This window comes from Variovorax sp. GW821-FHT10D07 (assembly GCF_059415325.1).
Window position 1 is genome coordinate 49,688 of the sequence record NZ_JBWKMZ010000016.1, and the last position, 19,450, is coordinate 69,137.

The 19,450-nt window shown below is 71.1% G+C and carries 17 protein-coding genes; 7 read left to right on the plus strand and 10 right to left on the minus strand.

Annotation, left to right across the window (positions count from 1 at the left end; all coding sequences use genetic code 11):
* Positions 1–6 precede the first annotated feature (6 nt).
* Together AC07PU_RS34675 and AC07PU_RS34680 are read left to right on the plus strand one after the other, a co-directional pair.
* Entirely contained in the window at positions 7–3,222 is a 3,216-nt protein-coding gene (locus tag AC07PU_RS34675) for a bifunctional cytochrome P450/NADPH--P450 reductase (RefSeq protein WP_495322707.1), read from the plus strand.
* Between the two features lie 150 nt (positions 3,223–3,372).
* A complete protein-coding gene (locus AC07PU_RS34680; protein WP_495322708.1) occupies positions 3,373–4,137 on the plus strand; it encodes a winged helix-turn-helix domain-containing protein in 765 nt (254 codons plus the stop codon).
* Between the two features lie 18 nt (positions 4,138–4,155).
* Here the strand turns inward: AC07PU_RS34680 and AC07PU_RS34685 are convergent, their stop codons facing one another.
* From AC07PU_RS34685 to AC07PU_RS34705, 5 genes are all read right to left on the minus strand, one after another.
* Positions 4,156–4,929 carry an esterase/lipase family protein gene (locus AC07PU_RS34685; protein ID WP_495322709.1) on the minus strand — a complete coding sequence of 258 codons (774 nt, stop codon included), beginning with the start codon at positions 4,927–4,929 and terminating at the stop codon, positions 4,156–4,158.
* Positions 4,930–5,026: 97 nt separating this feature from the next.
* Complete coding sequence (locus tag AC07PU_RS34690; RefSeq protein WP_093354434.1) at positions 5,027–5,662, minus strand: TetR/AcrR family transcriptional regulator; 636 nt, start codon at positions 5,660–5,662, stop codon at positions 5,027–5,029.
* 31 nt (positions 5,663–5,693) lie between these two features.
* Entirely contained in the window at positions 5,694–6,209 is a 516-nt protein-coding gene (locus AC07PU_RS34695; protein WP_495322710.1) for a phasin family protein, read from the minus strand.
* A gap of 74 nt (positions 6,210–6,283) precedes the next feature.
* Entirely contained in the window at positions 6,284–6,841 is a 558-nt protein-coding gene (locus tag AC07PU_RS34700; protein ID WP_296787393.1) for a hypothetical protein, read from the minus strand.
* 133 nt (positions 6,842–6,974) lie between these two features.
* The gene (locus AC07PU_RS34705) at positions 6,975–8,687 is read right to left on the minus strand and encodes a WS/DGAT/MGAT family O-acyltransferase (RefSeq protein WP_495322711.1); all 1,713 of its coding nucleotides are present in this window, start codon (positions 8,685–8,687) and stop codon (positions 6,975–6,977) included.
* A 208-nt stretch (positions 8,688–8,895) separates the two neighbouring features.
* Here AC07PU_RS34705 and AC07PU_RS34710 point away from each other — a divergent pair, with 208 nt between their 5' ends.
* Positions 8,896–10,953, plus strand: coding sequence for a prolyl oligopeptidase family serine peptidase (locus tag AC07PU_RS34710; RefSeq protein WP_495322712.1), 2,058 nt, complete (start codon positions 8,896–8,898; stop codon positions 10,951–10,953).
* 13 nt (positions 10,954–10,966) lie between these two features.
* On the opposite strand, the gene AC07PU_RS34715 is transcribed toward AC07PU_RS34710, so the two are convergent.
* A complete protein-coding gene (locus AC07PU_RS34715) occupies positions 10,967–11,353 on the minus strand; it encodes a hypothetical protein (RefSeq protein WP_495322713.1) in 387 nt (128 codons plus the stop codon).
* A 172-nt stretch (positions 11,354–11,525) separates the two neighbouring features.
* On the opposite strand from AC07PU_RS34715, the gene AC07PU_RS34720 reads away from it, so the two are divergent.
* Genes AC07PU_RS34720 through rocF form a run of 4 tightly spaced genes read left to right on the plus strand, consistent with a single transcriptional unit; the run spans position 11,526 to position 15,451 of the window.
* Positions 11,526–12,200: a response regulator transcription factor gene (locus tag AC07PU_RS34720; protein WP_093354422.1), complete on the plus strand. Its 675-nt coding sequence runs from the start codon at positions 11,526–11,528 to the stop codon at positions 12,198–12,200.
* Positions 12,197–13,582 (plus strand): sensor histidine kinase, encoded by a 1,386-nt coding sequence (locus tag AC07PU_RS34725; protein WP_495322715.1) that lies wholly within the window; start codon positions 12,197–12,199, stop codon positions 13,580–13,582. The genes AC07PU_RS34720 and AC07PU_RS34725 overlap by 4 nt, the downstream gene beginning before the upstream one ends.
* Positions 13,579–14,529: a sterol desaturase family protein gene (locus AC07PU_RS34730; RefSeq protein WP_495322717.1), complete on the plus strand. Its 951-nt coding sequence runs from the start codon at positions 13,579–13,581 to the stop codon at positions 14,527–14,529. The genes AC07PU_RS34725 and AC07PU_RS34730 overlap by 4 nt, the downstream gene beginning before the upstream one ends.
* 10 nt (positions 14,530–14,539) lie before the next feature.
* A complete protein-coding gene (rocF, locus tag AC07PU_RS34735) occupies positions 14,540–15,451 on the plus strand; it encodes an arginase (protein WP_057594021.1) in 912 nt (303 codons plus the stop codon).
* Here rocF and AC07PU_RS34740 read toward each other — a convergent pair.
* The 4 genes from AC07PU_RS34740 to AC07PU_RS34755 form a co-directional block, all read right to left on the minus strand.
* The gene (locus AC07PU_RS34740) at positions 15,448–16,455 is read right to left on the minus strand and encodes an FUSC family protein (protein WP_495322718.1); all 1,008 of its coding nucleotides are present in this window, start codon (positions 16,453–16,455) and stop codon (positions 15,448–15,450) included. The genes rocF and AC07PU_RS34740 overlap by 4 nt on opposite strands.
* Positions 16,456–16,459: 4 nt before the next feature.
* Complete coding sequence (locus tag AC07PU_RS34745) at positions 16,460–17,137, minus strand: DUF2242 domain-containing protein (protein WP_296796248.1); 678 nt, start codon at positions 17,135–17,137, stop codon at positions 16,460–16,462.
* Positions 17,138–17,247: 110 nt separating this feature from the next.
* Positions 17,248–17,901, minus strand: coding sequence for a nucleoside/nucleotide kinase family protein (locus tag AC07PU_RS34750; protein WP_495322719.1), 654 nt, complete (start codon positions 17,899–17,901; stop codon positions 17,248–17,250).
* A 36-nt stretch (positions 17,902–17,937) separates the two neighbouring features.
* Positions 17,938–19,212, minus strand: coding sequence for a Glu/Leu/Phe/Val family dehydrogenase (locus AC07PU_RS34755; protein WP_093354404.1), 1,275 nt, complete (start codon positions 19,210–19,212; stop codon positions 17,938–17,940).
* Between the last annotated feature and the right edge of the window lie 238 nt (positions 19,213–19,450).

The following is a 19,450-nucleotide window of genomic DNA, read 5'->3' on the forward strand; positions in this document are numbered from 1 at the left end:
CAGACCATGGCAGGCAAGAACTCGCTCCACCCGATCCCCCATCCCGCCAAGAAGCCCTTCGTGGGCAACCTGCTGTCGATCGGCTCCGACTCCCCGGTGCTGGACATGTGGAAGATCGCCCAGGAGCTCGGCGGCATCTACTGGCTGGACATGCCGGGCATGCCGGTGATCGTGGTGTCGTCGCCCGCGCTGGTCGACGAACTCTGCGAGGAGGCGCGCTTCGACAAGAGCACGCGCGGCGCGCTGCGCCGGCTGCGCGCCGCCTCGCACGGCCTGTTCACCTCCGACACCCACGAGGAGACCTGGTCGAAGCCGCACAACATCCTCTTGGCCAACTTCAGCCAGCGCGCGATGCAGGCCTACCACCCCATGATGCTGGACATCGCGGGGCAGCTCGTGACCAAGTGGGAGCGGCTGAACTTCGACGAGGAGGTCGACGTGGTGCGCGACATGACCGCGCTCACGCTCGACACCATCGGCCTGTGCGGCTTCGGCTACCGCTTCAATTCCTTCTACCGCGAGGGCTTCCATCCCTTCGTCGACGCGATGGTGCGCACGCTCGAGACGGTGCAGAACCGGCGCGGCCTGCCGCTCGAGGAGTTGATGCTCAAGAAGGAGCTCGCGCAGCAGCGCAAGGACATCCGCTACATGCACAAGATGGTGGAGGACATCATCGAGGAGCGGCGCGCGAGCGGTGCCGACATCGCGACCAAGCCCGACCTGCTGAGCTACATGATCGCGGGCGTGGACAAGAAGAGCGGCGAGCAGCTCACCGACAAGATGATCCGCGACGAGTGCATCGAATTCCTCATCGCGGGCCACGAGACCACCAGCGGCCTGCTCTCGTTCGCCATCTACTTCCTGCTGAAGAACCCCGAGGCGCTGGCCAAGGCGCAGGCCGAGGTCGACAACGTGTTCGGGCCCGACACCTCGCTCAAGCCCACCTACGCGCAGGTCAACCGGCTGCAATACGTGATGCAGGTGCTCAAGGAGTCGCTGCGCATGTTCCCGACCGCGCCCGCGATCTCGATGCGCGCGAAGGAAGACACCCAGATCGGTGGCCAGTACACGATCAAGAAGAACAACATGGTCATCATGCATGCGCTGGCGCTGCATCGCGACAAGGGCATCTGGGGCGAGAACGCCGACCAGTTCGATCCCGACAACTTCAGCCGCGAGGCCGAGCGCGAGCGCCCGGTCAACGCATTCAAGCCCTTCGGCAACGGCCAGCGCGCCTGCATCGGGCGCCAGTTCGCGCTGCAGGAGGCGGTGCTGACCTTGGGCATGATCCTGCAGCGCTTCACCCTGGTGGACCACACCGGCTACAAGCTCAAGATCAAGGAAGCGCTGACCATCAAGCCCGAAGGCTTCCGGATCAAGGCGCTGCTGCGCGACCCGGCGACGCGCCCGCGCGGCAACATCAACGACGCGGCCGCCGCGCCGGTGCAGCCCGTGCAGCCGGCGGCGCGCAAGCCGCAGGCCGCGCGCCACGGCACCTCGCTGCTGGTGCTGCAGGGCTCCAACCTCGGCACCGCCGAGGACCTGGCGCGCCAGCTCGCCGAGGCCGGCGAGGCGCGCGGCTTCTCGACCCAGCTGGCCTCGCTCGACGACTACGCCGAGCGGCTGCCGGCCAACGGCGCGGTGGCCATCGTCTGTGCCTCGTACAACGGCGTGGCGCCCGACAACGCGGCCGAGTTCCACCGCTGGCTCGACAAGGCCGACGACGCGCTCAACGGCGTGCGCTTCAGCGTCTTCGGCTGCGGCAACACCGACTGGGCCGCCACCTACCAGGCGGTGCCGCGGCGCATCGACGAGCGGCTCGAGGCGCTGGGCGCCACGCGCGTGCATCCGCGCGGCGAGGGCGATGCGCGCGAGGACATGGATGGCGCCTTCCAGGACTGGAGCGACGCGCTGTGGCCCGAGCTGGTGAAGGCCTTCGACATCAAGACCGGTGCCGACACGCCCGCGCAGAGCGAGCCGCTCTACACGCTCGAGGAACTGCCGCCGCCGCAGAACAACGCCATCGTCGACGCGCTGGGCGCGGTGGCGCTGCGCGTGATCGAGAACCGCGAGCTGCAGCACGCCGGCGGCGAGGCCGGCCGCTCCACGCGCCACGTCGAGCTGATGCTGCCCGAGGGCCTGGTCTACCGCGCCGGCGACCACCTGAGCGTGGTGCCGCGCAACAGCCCCAAGCAGGTCGAGCGCGCGATGGCGCGCTTCGGCTTCGACCGCACGGCCCATGTGCGGCTGCATGCGATCGCGGGCCGCAAGCCGGCGCTGCCGGTCGAGCAGGTGATCGCGGTCGACCGCCTGCTGGGCGACTACGTCGAGCTGCAGGACGTGGCCACGCGCAAGCAGATCGCCACGCTCGCGGCCTACACCGAATGCCCGTTCACCAAGCCGAAGCTGGTGGCGCTGTCGGGCAGCGACGAGGCCTCGCAGGCGGCCTACAAGGCCGAGGTGCTGCACAAGCGCAAGTCGCTGCTCGACCTGCTCGAGGAGCACCGCGCCTGCCAGGTGCCGTTCGCCGTGTTCCTCGAGATGCTGTCGCCGCTGTCGCCGCGCTACTACTCGATCTCCTCCTCGCCCACGATGACGCCCGGCAAGTGCAGCGTGACGGTGGGCGTGGTCAGCGGCCCGGCCAAGTCGGGCCTCGGCACCTTCGAGGGCGTGTGCTCCAACTTCCTGGCGCGCGCCGAGGCCGGCGACACGGTGCACGGCGTGGTGCGCGAGACCACGGCCGAGGGCTTCCGCCTGCCCGAGGATGCGCAGCGCCCGCTGATCATGATCGGCCCGGGCACCGGGCTGGCACCGTTCCGCGGCTTCCTGCAGGAGCGCGCCGCGCAGGCCGAGGCCGGCACCGCGCTCGGCGAGGCGCTGCTGTTCTTCGGCTGCCGCCATCCCGAGCAGGACTTCATCTACGCCGAGGAGCTCAAGGCCTGGTCGCACCGCGGCCTGATGAAGCTGCACACCGCCTTCTCGCGCGCGGGCGAGCGCAAGGTCTACGTGCAGGACCTGATCCGCGAACAGGCGGCGCAGGTGTGGGCGCTGCTCGAGGCCGGCGCCGTGGTCTACGTCTGCGGCGACGGTTCGCGCATGGAGCCCGACGTGCGGCGCGCGCTGTCCGACATCGCGCGCGAGCACGGCCAGGACAGCGCCGCCTGGATGGACCGGATGATCGCGGACCAGCGCTACGTGCTCGACGTCTGGGCCGGCAGCTGACGCGCCCGTCGCCGCGCGAAAAAAGTTGGAGCAATTGGACTAACTTTCCGCCGGTTCTGGTTTTTCACGCCTAGACCCTCCCGCCGAAGATCGGCCTCTCGCGAGATCCACGGGATCCGCGATCCGATCAACAACCGGGAGGCATGGCGAATGCTCAGGGCAGACGAACCGCTGCGCGCGGCGGTGGTGGACGGCGATGCCGTCCGGGGTGCGGCGCTCGCGCAGCGCATGGCGCGGCGCGGCTACGGCGCGATGCCGTTCCATGGCGCCACCGGCCTGCTCAAGGCATTGCAGGGCGGCTGGCGCTTCGACCTGCTGCTGCTCCATCCCGAACACGAAACGGCCTGGGCCGACCTCTCGGCCGCCTGCCGGCTGCAGCGCATGCCGATGCTGCTGCTCGCCGAGGACTCGGCCTGGCGCACGCCGCCCGCGGTCGAGGCCCTGTGCCATGGCCACGGCCTGGTCGACTTCGCGCCGCTGCCGCTGGCCGACCACGAACTCGAATGGCGCCTGCGCGCCCTGCTGTCGCGCTCGCGCACGCCGGCGCGGCCGAGCGCCGAAGCGCAGGAACTGGTCTGCGGCGACTACCGCTTTCTCCAGGACGAACGGCTGGTGCTGCGGCGCGGGCGCGAGGTGCGCCTCGATCCGCGCGAGTTCGACCTGGCGCTGATGCTGTTCCGCCACCTCGGCCAGTTGCTGACGCGCGAATTCCTCTGGATCGCGCTGTGGAAGCGGCCGCCGCACGAGGGCGCCCGCGCGCTCAACATCGCCGCGGCGAGCGTGCGCAAAAAGCTCGCGCTGCAGGAGGATGGCGCTCTGGTGCTGCGCGCCGCCTACGGGCGCGGCTACATGCTGCAGGAAGTGCGCTCGCAGGCCGAGTTCGCCTGCGAGGCGGCCGGCTACGCCGAGGCCTGAAGGCTCCGGCGGCGGACCTCAGTTCTGACGATCGGGATCGGGATAGACCAGCGGCCCCAGCAGGCCGCGGTTGAAGGGCTTCCAGCCGCCCTCGGGCTGCGACAGCCGGTCGGCCAGCGCATAGAGCACCGCGGGATGCGCGCCCAGTCCCAGGTGGCTCGCGATGACCTCGATGTTCTCGGACTTCGGCCCGGTCTTCTCGATGCTGCAGCGCCAGGCCACGACGCCGTCGGTGCGGCTGAAGATCGAGGTGGTGGGCACCGAGGGCGTGGGCTGCACGAACTTCATGCGGCGCGGGTCGTGCGAGCTCTGGCCGCTCACGCCTTCGTAGACGCGCCAGGCGTTGGTGGCACGCGGGCTGCCCGAGAACGGGCTGCCGAGCGTGACCACGCTGCGCACCACATCGGGATGGGCCGACGCCAGCAGCCGCGCATAGACGCCGCCCAGGCTCCAGCCGACCAGGCTGACCTTCTGGCCGCTGTCGTCGTGCAGCTTGTGCAGCAGTTCGACCATGCCGTCCTCCACGCCTTCGCGCGGACCGAAGTTGCGGCCCAGGCCCCAGCCGTGCGCGTCGTAGCCGCGGCTCGCGAGATAGCGGCGCAGCACCAGCGTGGAGGCATCGCCGGCCACCAGGCCCGGCAGCACCAGCACCGGATGGCCGTCGCCGCGCGGCGTGAGCTGCAGCAGCGGCCACATGGCGAGGCCCGCGCCGGTTTCCCAGAGCGCACGGCCTTCGGCCAGCAGCAGCAGGCGCGAAGGCGGCGAGATGTGTTCACGGGTGGCGGTGGTCATGAGCGGGTCCTTTCTTGCGTGTCTCTGCGCTTCTGTTGGTTCTTCGTTGCCAGTCTCGGGTTCCGCCGCAAGGCCCCCCGTCGGACGGTGTCGTCTGTTATCCGAGGTATTTCGCCCTCAGGTAATCGAGGTAAGCCCTCGATTCGCCCGAAACATAAGGAGAAACCAGGGTCAGCGTGTAAAAAGCCGCCAATCCCGGATCGGCCTGCGCCAGCGCGTCGCGGCCCGGCACCAGCCGTTCGAACGACAGCCAGCAGGTGGTGGTGAACACCATCTGCAGCGCCAGGATGCGTGCCTGCTCGGCACTCGTTTCGATCACGCCCGAGGCCACCAGCCCTTCGCACAGCGACTGGGCCGCCAGCAGGTTCTGCGCGGTCAGGGCCTGCGCACGCTGGCCCAGCACCGGGTACTCGCTCGCGAGGAAGGCCATGTCGCGGTAGATGAAGCGGTACTCGTTGATCGCCTCGAAGCGCAGGTGCAACGCGAGCCACAGGTCGTCGATGGCCGCGATGCCGGCCGAGGAGCCGTTGAGCGATTCGAGCCGCTGCTCGAAGCGCCGGAACAGCCACTCCACGATCAGCTGCTTGGCCTTGAAGTGGTAGTGCAGGTTGCCCGGGCTCATGCCGAGCTCGGCCGCGATCTTGTGGGTGGACACCGCCGCGAGCCCCTGCTCGTTGAACAGCGCGAGGCTGGTCAGCAGGATGCGGTCGCGCGTGGTGTTGGAGCCGGCCACTGGCGGGTCTTGCAGGTCGTGCGGGGATCGATCAGCGCTTGCCGCCGCGCGCGGCCTGCTCGAGGCGGTCGAGCCGCTCGGCGAGCGCCGCGATCTGCGACTGCAGCGCCTGCACCTCCTCGGCCGTGGGCATGCCCAGGCGCTGCAGCGCGGTGGCCACGCGCTGGTCGAACACGTCCTCGAACTTGCGGATGCCGAAGCTGTCGAGGCCCGGGAAGCCGCGCGTCAGCACGGCCTTGGCGCCGCTCGCTTCCTCGCCGCCCTTGCCGCCGATGCCCAGCAGGCCCTCGATCACGTTGGTGACGCTGGCCTGCCGCTTGGCGACGTCGTTGCGCACGGTGTCGAGCGCCTTGAGGCCGGCGCGCAGCAGGCCTTCGCCGGAGGACGCGGGCTTGGTGCCCGTGCCCGCCGTGCCTGTCTTGGCCTTGGCGGCGCTGCGCTTGCGCGGCGCCGCGGCCTTCTTCGCGGGGGTCCTGGCGCCGGCGGTCTTCTTCGCGGGCGTCGCCTTCTTCTTCAGTTCTGCGGGTTCATCGCGGCGGGTCGCCATGCATCACTCCAGGGGAACTCGGTACCTTCGAAGGTACCGCAAAAGAAAAAGGCGCCCGAAGGCGCCTGCGGAACTCAGGCCGCCTTGCGGGCGGCAGCGCGGCGAACCGGCTTCTTGACCGCGGCGGCCTTGGCCTTCACGGTGCGCACGGGCTTGGCTTCCTCGCTGCCCGCGACGCGGACTTCGATCTGCTTGGCACCGGCGGCGATGCGGTCGGCGATCTGCACCGACACGGTCGCGAAGGGCTGGTTCACGGCCGACAGCGCGTTGATCACCGAGGTGGCGACCGGCGACTCGACCTGGGCCACGCGGTTGGCAACCGATTCGATGCCGCTGGTGGTGCCGGTGGCGACACGGTCCATCACCGAGACGATGCGGCCGGTGTCGATCTCGAGGCGGTTGGCCAGGAAGCCGTTGACCTTGGCTTGCGCGCCGATCAGGTTGGCCTTGATCTTGTCGTTCACCAGCGGCAGCTCGCGCTGGCCGAGGAAGTCGCTGTAGCGCGAGGCGGCGCCGTCGAGCAGGCGCTGCACGCCGGTGCGGTAGGCACCGACCAGGGTCTTGCCGGCGTCGTTGTACTGGCCGATGACGTGGACGGCGGCGGAAGCGATGGAGGTTTGCGAGGTGGACATGGGTTGTTCCTGGAAGTTGATCGGTCGCGGGATTCGCGATGGGGTGATCTTCTTCCCAAGGGCCTAGGCCTGGAAAACTAGAAGCGTCGGAAAACTAGTCCAACTGCCCCAATTTTCCGGACCCGGGCGGTCCTCAAGCGGCGGCGGCCGCGGCGCGTGGCGCGCTCTTGCGCGCGGGGGCCTTTCGGGCGGGGGTCTTGGCAGCGGGCTTCGGCGCGGCCTTGGCGGGGGTCTTGGTGGCCGCCTTGGTTGCAGTCTTGGCCGCCACCTTCTTCGCTGGCGCCTTCCTGGCCGCCGGTGCCGGCGTCTTCTTCGCCGCGGCCTTGCGCGCCGGGGCCTTCTTCGCGGCAGCCTTGGCCGCGGGCTCCGCGTCGGCGGGCGCCTCGACGACGGCCGCGGGCTTCGGCGCCGGCGCACCGGCCACCGACGGATGCTTCTGCGTCAGCTCCATCAGCAGCTTGTGCTCGGCCAGCAGGTAGTCGCCGATCTCGGTGATGTCGGGCACGGCGCGGCGGCAGGCGATCAGGCCGTAGTCCATGCGGCCGTTGTAGCTCTGCACCGTGACGTTGAGCGCGGTGCCGTGGCTCGCGATCGACACCGGGTAGTAGCAGGTGACCAGCGCGCCCGCGAAGTACATCGGGAACGGCGCGCCCGCCACGTTGGAGATCGCCACGTTGGCGGCCGGCGGCAGCATGTTGACCAGGCCCGAGCGGCCCACCATCGAGGCGATGCCCGACACCAGCCAGGGCGCGGCGAAGGTCGGGAAGTCGTCGAGGATCACGGCCTTGAAGCGGTTCATGGTCGACTTCGAGGAGGTCGACGAGGCATTGATGGCCTTGAGCCGCTGCAGCGGGTCGGTGATGTCGGTGGCCAGGCTCACGAGGATCATGCTGGCCTGGTTGTTGGCCGTGTCGTCGCCGGCCTCGCGCAGGCTCACGGGCACGCCCGCCACCAGCGGCTTGGCCGGCAGCTCGTTGTTGTCGGCCAGATAGTGGCGCAGCGCGCCGGCCACGGTGGCCATCACCACGTCGTTGAGCGACACGCCGAAGTGCTTGGCGATGTACTTGGTCTCGGCCAGCGAGATGGTGCGGCCCGCGAAGGTGCGCTGGTTGGTGATCGAGACGTTGAGCGAGGTGCGCGGCGCGAACAGGTTGAACTTCTTCGGCGCCGTGGTCGTGAGCTTCTCGGCCGCCTTCTCGTCGGGCTTGGCCAGCCCGCTGATGGCGCGCACGATGGCCGGCGCCATCTTGAACAGCTTGACGTACTGCTGCGCCGTGTTGCGCAGCGCGGCGCTCGCGAGCTCGGCCATGCCGAGCTGGTAGCCGCTGTTGCGCGGGCGCGAGCGCGGCGGCTTCACCACGCGGCCCGTGGCCTCGAGGTCGAAGATGGCCTTGCCCACTTCCACGCCGGCCTGGCCGTCGATGCCCGCGTGGTGCACCTTGGTGTAGAGCGCGACCTGGCCGCTCTTGAGGCCGTCGATGATGTAGAACTCCCACATCGGCCGGCTGCGGTCGATCAGCGAGGAATGCAGCCGCGCGACGTACTGCTGCAGCTGCCGGTTGGTACCGGGCCGCGGCAGCGAGATGTGGCGCACGTGGTAGTCGAGGTCGATGTCGTCGTCCTCCACCCACACCGGGTTGGTCATGTCGAAGGGCATCAGCGCGAGCTTGCGCGTGAACACGTCGGCCAGGTGGATGCGGCTGGCCATGAACTGCTTGGCGTCCTCGTAGAAGTCGCCCTTGTAGCCCTTGGGCAGGTCGAGCACGTTGAGCGAGCCCACGTGCATCGGCATCTCCGGTGTTTCCAGATGCAGGAAGGTGGCATCGAGACCGCTCAGGTGTTTCATGTGTTGTGTCTCCTAGGTCGGGGAATGCCGTCGCATTCGGCTTCGGCAGGATACCGTGCGGCCGCTGCGCCGGGGGGCCGCGCCCTTCAGTGTTTCCACCGGGGAGCGCACCCGGGTTTGCCCCGAGCGATGTTCTGGGACCGGCCGCGGGTAATGCGAAAGGTCCATCCGACCCGGGGCCTTCACGGTGCGTTCGTACACTGTGCCCATGACATCCTCCCCCCGCCCGCAAGCGCAAGACCAAGACCCCTTCCTCTGGCTCGAGGACATCGACGGCACGCAGTCCCTCGACTGGGCCAAGGCCCGCAACGCCGAGACGGTGCAGCGCCACGCGCAGTCGGCGCGCTTCAGGCAGATCGAGCAGGGCCTGCTCGAGGTGCTCGACTCCGACGACCGCATCCCGATGGTCTACAAGGCCGGCGCGCTGTTCTACAACTTCTGGCGCGACAAGGCCCATCCCAAGGGCCTGTGGCGACGCACCACACTCGCCGAATACCGCGAGCCGCAGCCGGCCTGGGAGACGGTGCTCGACCTCGACGCGCTGGCCGCGGCCGAGGGCGAGAACTGGGTCTGGCACGGCGCCGACTGGCTCTACCCCGGCTATGGCCGCTGCCTGGTCTCGCTCTCGCGCGGCGGCGCCGATGCCGATGTGGTGCGCGAGTTCGACCCGGTGCGCAAGGCCTTCGTCGAGGGCGGCTTCGCGCTGCCCGAGGCCAAGAACACGGTGGCCTGGAAGGACATCGACCACCTCTACGTGGCGACCGACTTCGGCCCGGGCTCGATGACCACCTCGAGCTATCCGCGCATCGTGAAGGAGTGGAAGCGCGGCACGCCGCTGGCCGAGGCCGTCACGGTCTACGAGGCCGACACCGAGGACCTCTCGGCCTCGGGCTGGCGCGATGCCACGCCGGGCTTCGAGCGCGACTTCGTCTCGCGCGCCATCGACTTCTACGACAGCGAGACCTGGGTGCGCGCGGCCGACGGCACGCTCGCCAAGATCGAGGTGCCCGACGACGCGGTGGTCGACGTCACGCGCGAATGGCTGCTGATCGAGCCGCGCAGCGACTGGGAGGTGGGCGGCGCCAGCTACAAGGCCGGCTCGCTGCTGGCCGCGAACTTCGACGACTACATGGCCGGCGCGCGCGAACTCACGCTGCTGTTCGAGCCCACCGACACCAGCGCGCTCGACAGCCATTCATGGACGCGCCATCACCTGATCGTGAACGCGATGCACGACGTGGTGAACCGCATCGAGGTGCTCACGCCGCCGGCCGACGGCAAGGGCCCATGGCAACGCGAGAGCCTGGGCGGCGCGCCCGCGCTGTCGACCATCGCGGCCGGGGCCATCGACGAGGACGAGAGCGACGACTACTTCCTCACCGTGAGCGGCTTCCTGCAGCCGACCACGCTCTACATCGGCACCCTGGGCCAGGGCGAGGCCGAGCCGCTCAAGCACAGCCCGGGCTTCTTCGACGCCTCGCGCTACACGGTCAGCCAGCACTTCGCGCGCTCGCAGGACGGCACGCGCGTGCCCTACTTCGAGATCGCGCCCAGGGACCTGGTGGCCAACGGCCGCAACCCGACCCTGCAGTACGCCTACGGCGGCTTCGAGATCTCGCTCACGCCCAGCTACAGCGGCGGCATCGGCCGCGCCTGGCTAGAGCAGGGCGGCGTCTACGTGGTGGCCAACATCCGCGGCGGCGGCGAATACGGCCCGCGCTGGCACCAGGCCGCGCTGCAGCAGAACCGCCTGCGCAGCAGCGAGGACTTCGCCGCGGTATCGGAAGACCTGATCGCGCGCGGCATCACCTCGCCCGCGCACCTGGGCGCCATGGGCGGCAGCAACGGCGGCCTGCTGATGGGCAACATGCTCACGCGCCATCCGGCGCTCTATGGCGCGGTCGTGAGCGAGGTCGCGCTGCTCGACATGCGCCGCTACACGCAGCTGTCGGCCGGCGCCTCGTGGATCGCCGAGTACGGCGACCCCGAAGTGCCCGAGGAGTGGGAATGGATCCGCCACTTCTCGCCCTACGAGAACGCGAAGCCCGGCGCCAAGTACCCGCCCTCGCTGTTCACCACCTCGACGCGCGACGACCGCGTGGGCCCGGTGCATGCGCGCAAGATGCATGCGAAGCTGGCCGCGCAGGGCCACGACACGGCCTTCTACGAGAACCTCGAGGGCGGCCACAGCGCGGCCTCGGACAACAAGCAGTCCGCGTTCATGGACGCGCTGGGCTACGCCTACCTGTGGGACCACATCGCCTGAGCGGCGGCGCGCGTCAGCCGCTGTCGCGCGCCGCCTCGCCCAGGCCGTAGGGCCGTTCGTCGCGCCACGGGGGCAGGCGCCGCTCGCGGCGGTCCAGCCGCTCGCGCAGCTCGGCACAGGTCATCGGCCGGCCCGTGCCGTAGCGGCCATCCCGGCAGGGATCGCTGCGCCAGCGTTCGGAGCGGCGCAACGCTTCCTCGCGGTCGAGCTGGCGCAACAGCTCGCCGCAGCTCATCGCGCGGCCCTGGCTGTAGCGGCCATCGTGGCAGGGGTCGTAGACGGGCGGCGGCGCGTCGAAACCCGACACCACCTCGGCCGCCGCGACCGACGCGAGCATCAGCGACAGCGCCAGGACGATCGCTTCCGGCAGCAGGGTGGTCTGAACATGAAGGACATGCATGTGGTGCTCCTTGGCAGATGACCCGCGACCGCGGGCCTGACGCCAGCATCGACCGCCAACATGGAGCCAGCATTGCGTCGCGCGGCGCGCGCGCACGCAACACTCGCGCAATCCAGCCTCCCTACAGTGCGGCACGCCGGAGCTCCGGCGCCGCCCTGAAAGGAACACGCGCGTGCGCATCCTGCTGCTGGAAGACGAACCCGAAATGGCCTCGGTGCTGCTCACCGCGCTGCACCGGCGCGGCATCCTGGTCGACCATGCCGCGACGCTGGCCGACGGCGCGCGCCATGTCGAGGCCACGCCCTACGACGCGCTGGTGCTCGACCGCCGGCTGCCCGACGGCGACGGCCTCGCGCTGGTGGCGCGGCTGCGCGCCGCCGGCGATCCCGTGCCGGTGCTGATGCTCACGGCGCGCGATGCGCTCGACGAGCGCGTGCGCGGACTCGACGCGGGCGCCGACGACTACCTGGGCAAGCCCTTCGCGGTCGAGGAGCTGCTGGCGCGGCTGCGCGCGCTGCTGCGGCGCCCGGCCGAGACCCGGCAGGAGCTGCTGCAGGTCGCGCGGCTGTGCTTCGACCTCGCGCACCGCGAAGCCAGCGTGGCGGGGCATCGCATGGAGCTGCCGCGGCGCGAACTGCTGGCGCTGGAGCTGCTGATGCGCCGCAGCGGCCGCACCGTGCTGCGCGAGGCACTGGAACGCGCGGTGTTCGGCTTCGACGTCGAGATCCAGTCGAACGCGCTGGACACCCACGTCTCGCGGCTGCGCCGGAAACTCGCGGACACCGGCGCCGGCGTGGAGATCTGCGGCATCCGCGGCGTGGGCTACCTGCTGCGGGCCGTGCCATGAGCACAGCGACGAACGCACAGCCCTCCTCGCCCTCCTCGCTCAAGCGCCGCCTGGTCCGCCGGCTGGTGCTGCTGCAGGCGGCGATCCAGCTGCTGGTGATCGGTGCCCTGGTGGCCACGGGGCACCTGATCAACTTCAGCTCGCCCGAGAACACCGTCGAGATATTGCAGGAGGCGGTGATGCGCGGGGCCGATGGCCGCCTCGCGATGCGCGCGACGCCGCGGCTCGCCGCGCTGCGCGAGGCGCAGCCGCCGCTGTGGTTCTCGGTGCGCGACCGCCAGGGCGGCCGGCTGGTCGAGGGCCGCATCCCGGACGAGTTCGCCGACATCGGCGCTACGCTCGACGGCGTGGGGCAGGCCCGGCTGGGCTGGAACATGGGCGATCCGCCGCGGCAGTCGGCGCGCATGCGCTGGGTCGATTCCGCCGCCGGCCCGGTGCAGATCCTCACCGGTGCCGACAGCCCGATCACCTGGCGCAACCTCGGCCTGTCGCTGCTGCTGGTGCTGCTCGAGGTGGTGCTGCCGATCCTGGCGATCACCGTGGCGGCCACGCTGCTGGCCAGCCACGTGGTGGTGCGGCGCACGCTCTCGGGCCTGCACGCCATCGTGGCGCGCGCCGGCCAAATCGATGCCGAGCAGCGCGGCGTGCGCCTGCCGCTGGCCGAGGTGCCGGCCGAAGTGGCGACGCTGGTGGGCGCCTTCAACGACGCCCTGCAGCGGCTGGACGACGGCCATGCGCGGCAGGAGCGCTTCCTGGCCGACGCGGCGCACGAGCTGCGCACGCCGATCGCGATCCTCCACACGCGCATCGAGAACCTGGCCGAAGGCGCCGAACGCACGCGGCTGCTGGCCGATGCCGCGCGGCTGTCGGTGCTGGCGGGACAGCTGCTCGAGCTGCAGCGCATGAAGGCCCAGGGCACGGGACGCCAGCGCATCGACCTGGTGGCGATGGCGCGCGAGGTGGTGGCCGAGATGGCGCCGCTGGCGCTCGCCGCGGCCTACGAGGTCTCGTTCGAGCCGCTGGCCGCGCGCGTGGAGATCGAGGGCGACCGCGACGCGATCGCACGCGCGCTGGCCAACCTGGTGCGCAACGCGATCGAGCACGCGGGCGGCATGGGGGCCGTGACGGTGCGGGTGATGCCGCCGGGCGACATCGAGGTCATCGACGGCGGCCCCGGCATCCCGGCCGCGCTGCGCGAACAGATCTTCAAGCCCTTCCACCGCGGGCATGCGACCGGGCCCGGCGCCGGGCTCGGCCTGAGCCTGGTGCAGGAGATCGCGCGCCTGCATGGCGGCGAGGTCACGGTGCACGACGCGCCGGGCGGCGGCGCGCTGTTCCGCCTGCGGCTGCGCCCCGGGCGAAGCGGCGAGGCGCCGGCATGAAGGCCGCGCGCCGCTGGCTGCCGTGGCTGCTGTGGCCGGCGCTCTACGCCGCGGGCCTGCTGGCCGCGGCGGCGGCCTTCGCGAGCACGGCATCGCTGGCCTGGTTCAACGCGGCCTACCTCTCGCTCGCGCTGGCGATCGCGCTGCTCGAGCGCTGGCTGCCGCACGAGCCGCGCTGGCTCGCGGACGACGGCCAGACGCCCTGCGACCTGGCCCACACGCTGCTGACCAAGGGCACGGCCCAGGTCGTGGCCGCGCTCGCGGCAAGCCTGCCGCTGGCCGGCGCGATGGCACTGCGGCCCTCGGCGCATGGCACGGCCTGGCCCCTGCACTGGCCACTGGCCGCGCAGGTGGTGCTCGCGCTCGCGGTGGTGGAACTGGGCCTCTACATCGCGCACCGCGGCGCGCACGAATGGCCGCCGCTGTGGCGCTTCCATGCGCTGCACCACGGCGTGCGGCGGCTGTGGGTGGCGAACACCGGCCGCTTCCACGTGGTCGACAGCGCTTTCAAGGCCCTGCTCGGGCAACTGCCGCTGTACCTGCTGGGCGCGCCGCTCGCGGTGTTCCTGTGGGTGGGCGCCGTGACGGCCGTCACCGGACTGCTGACCCACTGCAATATCGAGCTGCGCACCGGCTGGCTCGACCGCGTCTTCAGCACGCCGGCGCTGCACCGCTGGCACCATTCGCGCTCGCCGGCCGAGGGCAACCGCAACTACGGCGAGAACCTGGTGCTGTGGGACCTGCTGTTCGGCACCTGGTACCGCCCGGCGCGGCGGCCGCCGGCGGACATCGGCATCGACGGCGAGATCGCGGCCGGCTTCCTGGCGCAACTGGCGCAGCCCTTCACCGCGTCGGGCACGCGGCGGATCATGGGCCTGTCACCGGTTCCTCGGCACAATGGGCCGTCGAGCCCCCCGGATGCCGGGGACCGGATCGGCAGGACATGAAGGCCCACGCATGAACCTCACCCTCGAACTGATCGGCGCTCCCACCGACGTCGGCGCCAGCGTGCGCGGCGCGGGCATGGGCCCCGACGCGCTGCGCGTGGCGGGGCTGGCGGAGGCGCTGGTGCGCCAGGGCTTCGCGCTGGTCGACCGCGGCAACCTCGCGGGCCCGGCCACGCCCTGGGCGCCGCCGGCCAACGGGCTGCGCCATCTCGACGAGGTGATCGCCTGGAACCGCGCCGTTTACGCGGCGGTCGACGAGGTGCTGGGCGCGGGCCACGTGCCGCTGATGCTGGGCGGCGACCACTGCCTGGCGATCGGCTCGATCAGCGCGGTGGCCTGGCATGCGCGCAAGCGCGGCCGCAAGCTGCGCGTGCTGTGGCTCGACGCGCACTCCGACGTCAACACCGAGACCACCAGCCCCAGCGGCAACCTGCACGGCATGCCGGTGTCGTGCCTGCTGGGCCACGGGCCCGCGGTGCTGACCGGCTGGAGCGGCGAGCGCGCGGCGCTGCCGCCCGAGGCGATCCGCTTCATCGGCATCCGCAGCGTCGATGCCGACGAGAAGGAGGCGATCCGCACGCTGGGCCTCAACGTGTTCGACATGCGCCACATCGACGAGCACGGCATGCGCACCACCATGACCGAGGCGCTGCAGGACGTGGACGAGGACACGCACCTGCACGTGAGCTTCGACCTCGACTGCCTCGACCCCAACATCGCGCCCGGCGTGGGCACCGGCGTGCGCGGCGGACCGACCTACCGCGAGATGCAGCTGTGCATGGAGATGATCGCCGACACCGGCCGGCTCGGCTCGGTCGACGTGGTCGAACTCAATCCCGCGCTCGACGTGCGCAACCAGACGGCCGAGATCGCGGTGGAGCTGATCGAGAGCCTGTTCGGGAAGTCGACGCTGGTGCGTTAGGCCGCAACGCGCGCTGCCTGCAGCGCGCGTACATCTTCGAGCAGCAGCGCGAGCGGCGCCGCCAGCAGCGGCCGGGCCGCGTCGTCGCGCGACGCATGGCGCGCCGCGAGCCGCTCCAGCACCGACAGATCGGGCGCCATGCCCTTGCCTTCGAGCGCGTCCGCCAGCGCGGCGAGCGCGCCGGCCGAGGCGCGCGCGGCCTTCGCGGTCTCGTCGTTCGATGCCGGCGGCTGCTGCCCGATGGCACGGCCGAGCAGCGCCACGTCCTGCATCAGCCGCGCCATGGTGCGCGCGCGCTGCCGGTGCGCGTCCTTCGGCGCACCGACCGTGCGGTGACGCCAGGGCCAGCGCGATTCGAGGTCGGCGCCGCCCGCGAGCACCGTGAGCCGCGCCAGCGCGGCGCGGGCACGTTCGCCGTCGCCCTCGGGCGCATCGCCCGCGGCCAGCGCCAGCAACCGCTTCGCCATGCCGCGCAGCAGGGCCGCGCAGCCCGCGTCGAAGCGCGCGCCAGCCCGGTACTCGGCCGTCACCAGCGCCATCGCGAGCGCCACGCCCACGCCGATGCCCATCTGCGCCATGCGCAGCAGCGCCACCTGCAGCGCCGAATGGCCCGGCAGGCTGCCGGCCGAGAGGATGATCAGCGCCGCCACCGGCGCGCTGCGCAGGCCCGGCACGGCGGCGCCGACGAAGGCCAGCAGCAGCACGATCGCGAGCGCGTCGGCCTGCATCGGCACACCATGGTGCGCGAGCCACACGCCCGCGAGCCCGGCCAGCGCGCCCGCGAAGGTGCCGCGCACGCGGTCCCAGCCGGCCTCGAGCGTGGAGCCGGCGCTCGGCCGCATCACGATCAGCACGCTCATCACGGCCCAGAAGCTCTCGGGCAGCCCGATCCCGCGCGACACGCCCCAGGCGATGGCGACCGCCGCCGCGAGCTGCGCGCCCGCGCGCCAGCGGCCGGGTTCGCGCAGGAAGGCCAGCCGGTCCGCGAACGGGAGGGTGGCCATGCCGTCAGCCGCGGTTGGGCGAGGTCGGCACCGGGAAGGTGGTGGCCGGGGCCGGGGACGGGGCCGGGGTGGCGGCGGGTGCCGGCGGCGCGGGCTCGGGCAGGTCCTCGGGCTCTTCCGCGCCCGGCTCCTGCCCTTCGAGGAAACGGTCGAGCAGCGCGAAGAAGCGGTCGTAGAAGCGCTCGTCGGTCAGCGTCTGGCTCGCCACCTTGACCATCGCGTCGTCGCTGCCCGTCAGCGGCAGCGACAGCGAGCCGAAGGCGCCCACGCCCAGGCTCGCCGAGTTGTTGACCTTCTTGAGGCCGTAGCGATCCTGCAGCGCGGTCGCGAAGGCCACCGTGCTCTTCGGCCTGGCGCCCTTGCCGCCCCGGCCGCCCTCGGCCGCGCAGACCACGCGGAACTCGACCTCCACGTGCACCTCGGCCGCCGGCTGGAAGCTCTTGCGGCCGGTCACCAGGTCGGCATTGGCGGCCGTGACCATGTAGCCCTGGCTCAGCAGCGCGCGGCGCGCGGCCTCGCAGGTCTGGGCCTCGGTGGCCTCGTAGCTGCGCGTGTGGGTGGTGGTGGAGTCGAACTCCTCGGTGTCGTAGGCGACGCGGCGCGCACTGCTGCCGCAGCCCGCGAGCACCAGTGCCGACAGCAGCACCGGCAGGAGGACGAAGGAGCGGGAGCGAAGGGGCATCGGAGGCAGGGTCGGCATGGCGTGGCGGATGCTAACCGGCGGACGGCCGGCCTGCCTTCGAGCGCGATGAGGGCCGCGCGTTCCCTCGGCGATTCGGGATCAGGCGCCGGTCAGGAAAGCACGACGACGTGGTGCGCCCGCGCGCGCGTGGCCGCGATCAGCCGCGCGTTCGGCGCATCGGTCTGCGCCACCCACGCGCGCGCCGCCTCGGCGCTGCGGCCGAACTGCTCGTGCCGGCGCACCAGCCGCGCCTCGCGCAGCGCATCGTCGATGTCCACGTACCAGACCTCGTCGAGCAGCGCGGCCGCGCCGGCCCAGGGCCCGGTGTCGTGCAGCAGGTAGTTGCCCTCGGTGATCACGAGTTGCGTCTCCGGCAGCACCGCGATCGCGCCCGCCACCGGCTCCTCGATCTCGCGCCGGAACTCGGGCGCATAGACGATGTCGCCACCGGGCCGTTGTTCGCGCAGCCGCCGCAGCAGCGCCACGTAGCCGGCGCTGTCGAAGGTGTCGGGCGCGCCCTTGCGGTCGGCGCGGCCGAGCCGCCGCAGCTCGACGTTGGCGAGATGGAAGCCGTCCATCGGCACCACCTGCGCGCGCTCGGCGCCGAGCGCGTCGCGCAGCAGCGCCGCGAGCGTGGACTTGCCGGCGCCGGGGGCGCCGACCAGGCCGAGCAGCTTGCGCTGGCCGCCGGCCGTGAGGGCCCGCAGACGCGCGAGGCTGTCGGCGGGGAGCGAGAGAGGAGGCTGCGAGGGAGAAATGCTCATCCCCCGAGCGTAGCCGCGCGCACTGTCAAAAAAACATCAGGGGTACAGACCGCGCTCCTGCCGCGCCATCAGGATCCGCTCGCAAGCCACCGCGTAGGTCGCGGTGCGCAGCGTGATCTTGTGCTTGTCGGCCGTGTCCCAGATCTGGTTGAGGGCGTTCATCATGATGCGGTCGAGGCGCACGTTGATCTCGTCCTCGTCCCAGAAGAAGGACGAGAAGTCCTGCACCCATTCGAAGTAGCTGACGGTCACGCCGCCGGCATTGCAGATCACGTCGGGCACCACCAGCACGCCGCGCTCGGCGAGGATGTCGTCGGCCTGCGGCACGGTGGGGCCGTTGGCGCCTTCGAGCACCAGCTTGGCGGTGGTCTTCTTCGCGCGATCGGCCGTGAGCTGGCCTTCGAGCGCGGCGGGGATCAGGATGTCGCAGGCGATGTCCCAGAAGTCCTCGTTCGGCACGATGTCGCCGCCGGCCTTGAAGCCGACCACGCCGTCGGTGCGCGAGATCGGCACCAGTTGCGCGAGGTCGAGGCCCTTGTCGTTGACGATGGTGCCGGTGTGGTCCTGCACCGCGACGATCTTGGCGCCCGCTTCGGCGAACAGCTCGGCCGCGACCGAGCCCACGTTGCCGAAGCCCTGCACCGCGATGCGCGCGCCGCGCAGGTCGAGGCCGAGGCGGCGCGCGGCTTCGCGGCCGGTGACGAACACGCCGCGGCCGGTGGCCTTGACGCGGCCCAGCGAGCCGCCCAGGTGCAGCGGCTTGCCGGTGACGACGCCGGTGGCGGTGCCGCCGACGTTCATCGAGTAGGTGTCCATCATCCACGCCATGATCTGGGCGTTGGTGTTGACGTCGGGCGCGGGGATGTCGGTGTGCGGGCCGATGATGATGCCGATCTCGCTGGTGTAGCGGCGCGTGACCTTCTCGAGCTCCTGCAGCGAGAGCTTCTTCGGGTCGACGCGGATGCCGCCCTTGGCGCCGCCGTACGGCAGGTTGACGGCGGCTGTCTTGATGGTCATCCAGGCCGACAGGGCCATCACTTCCTCGAGCGTGACGTCGGGGTGGAAGCGCACGCCGCCCTTGCCCGGGCCGCGGCTCATGTTGTGCTGCACGCGGTAGCCCTCGAAGTGGGCGATGGTGCCGTCGTCCATCTCGATCGGCACGTCGACGATCAGCGCGCGCTTGGGGCGCTTGAGGGTTTCGACCCAGCGCGCGAGCGGGCCCAGGTAGGGCACCACGCGATCGACCTGCGACAGATACGTGCCCCAGGGGCTGTTGGCCGTCGGCGTGACGAAGGAGAGTTTTTCGCTCATGAGAGTCCCTTGGTTGGAATGATGGGCGAACGATAGTCCCGTCTCGCGCGCCGCGCCATGGCTTATGCATGCCGCGACAGGCGGTTATGCAAGAGTCGCTTGACGCCCCCGCGCGGGGCTTTTTCGCGGCGGCGCGGCAGATGACGAAATCGTCATCAACGGGTTATCGATCGCCGGTTTGCCCTCCCTAGAGTCGGTGGCAAGGAAAGACGAAGACCACGAGGCCCACCGGCCCGCT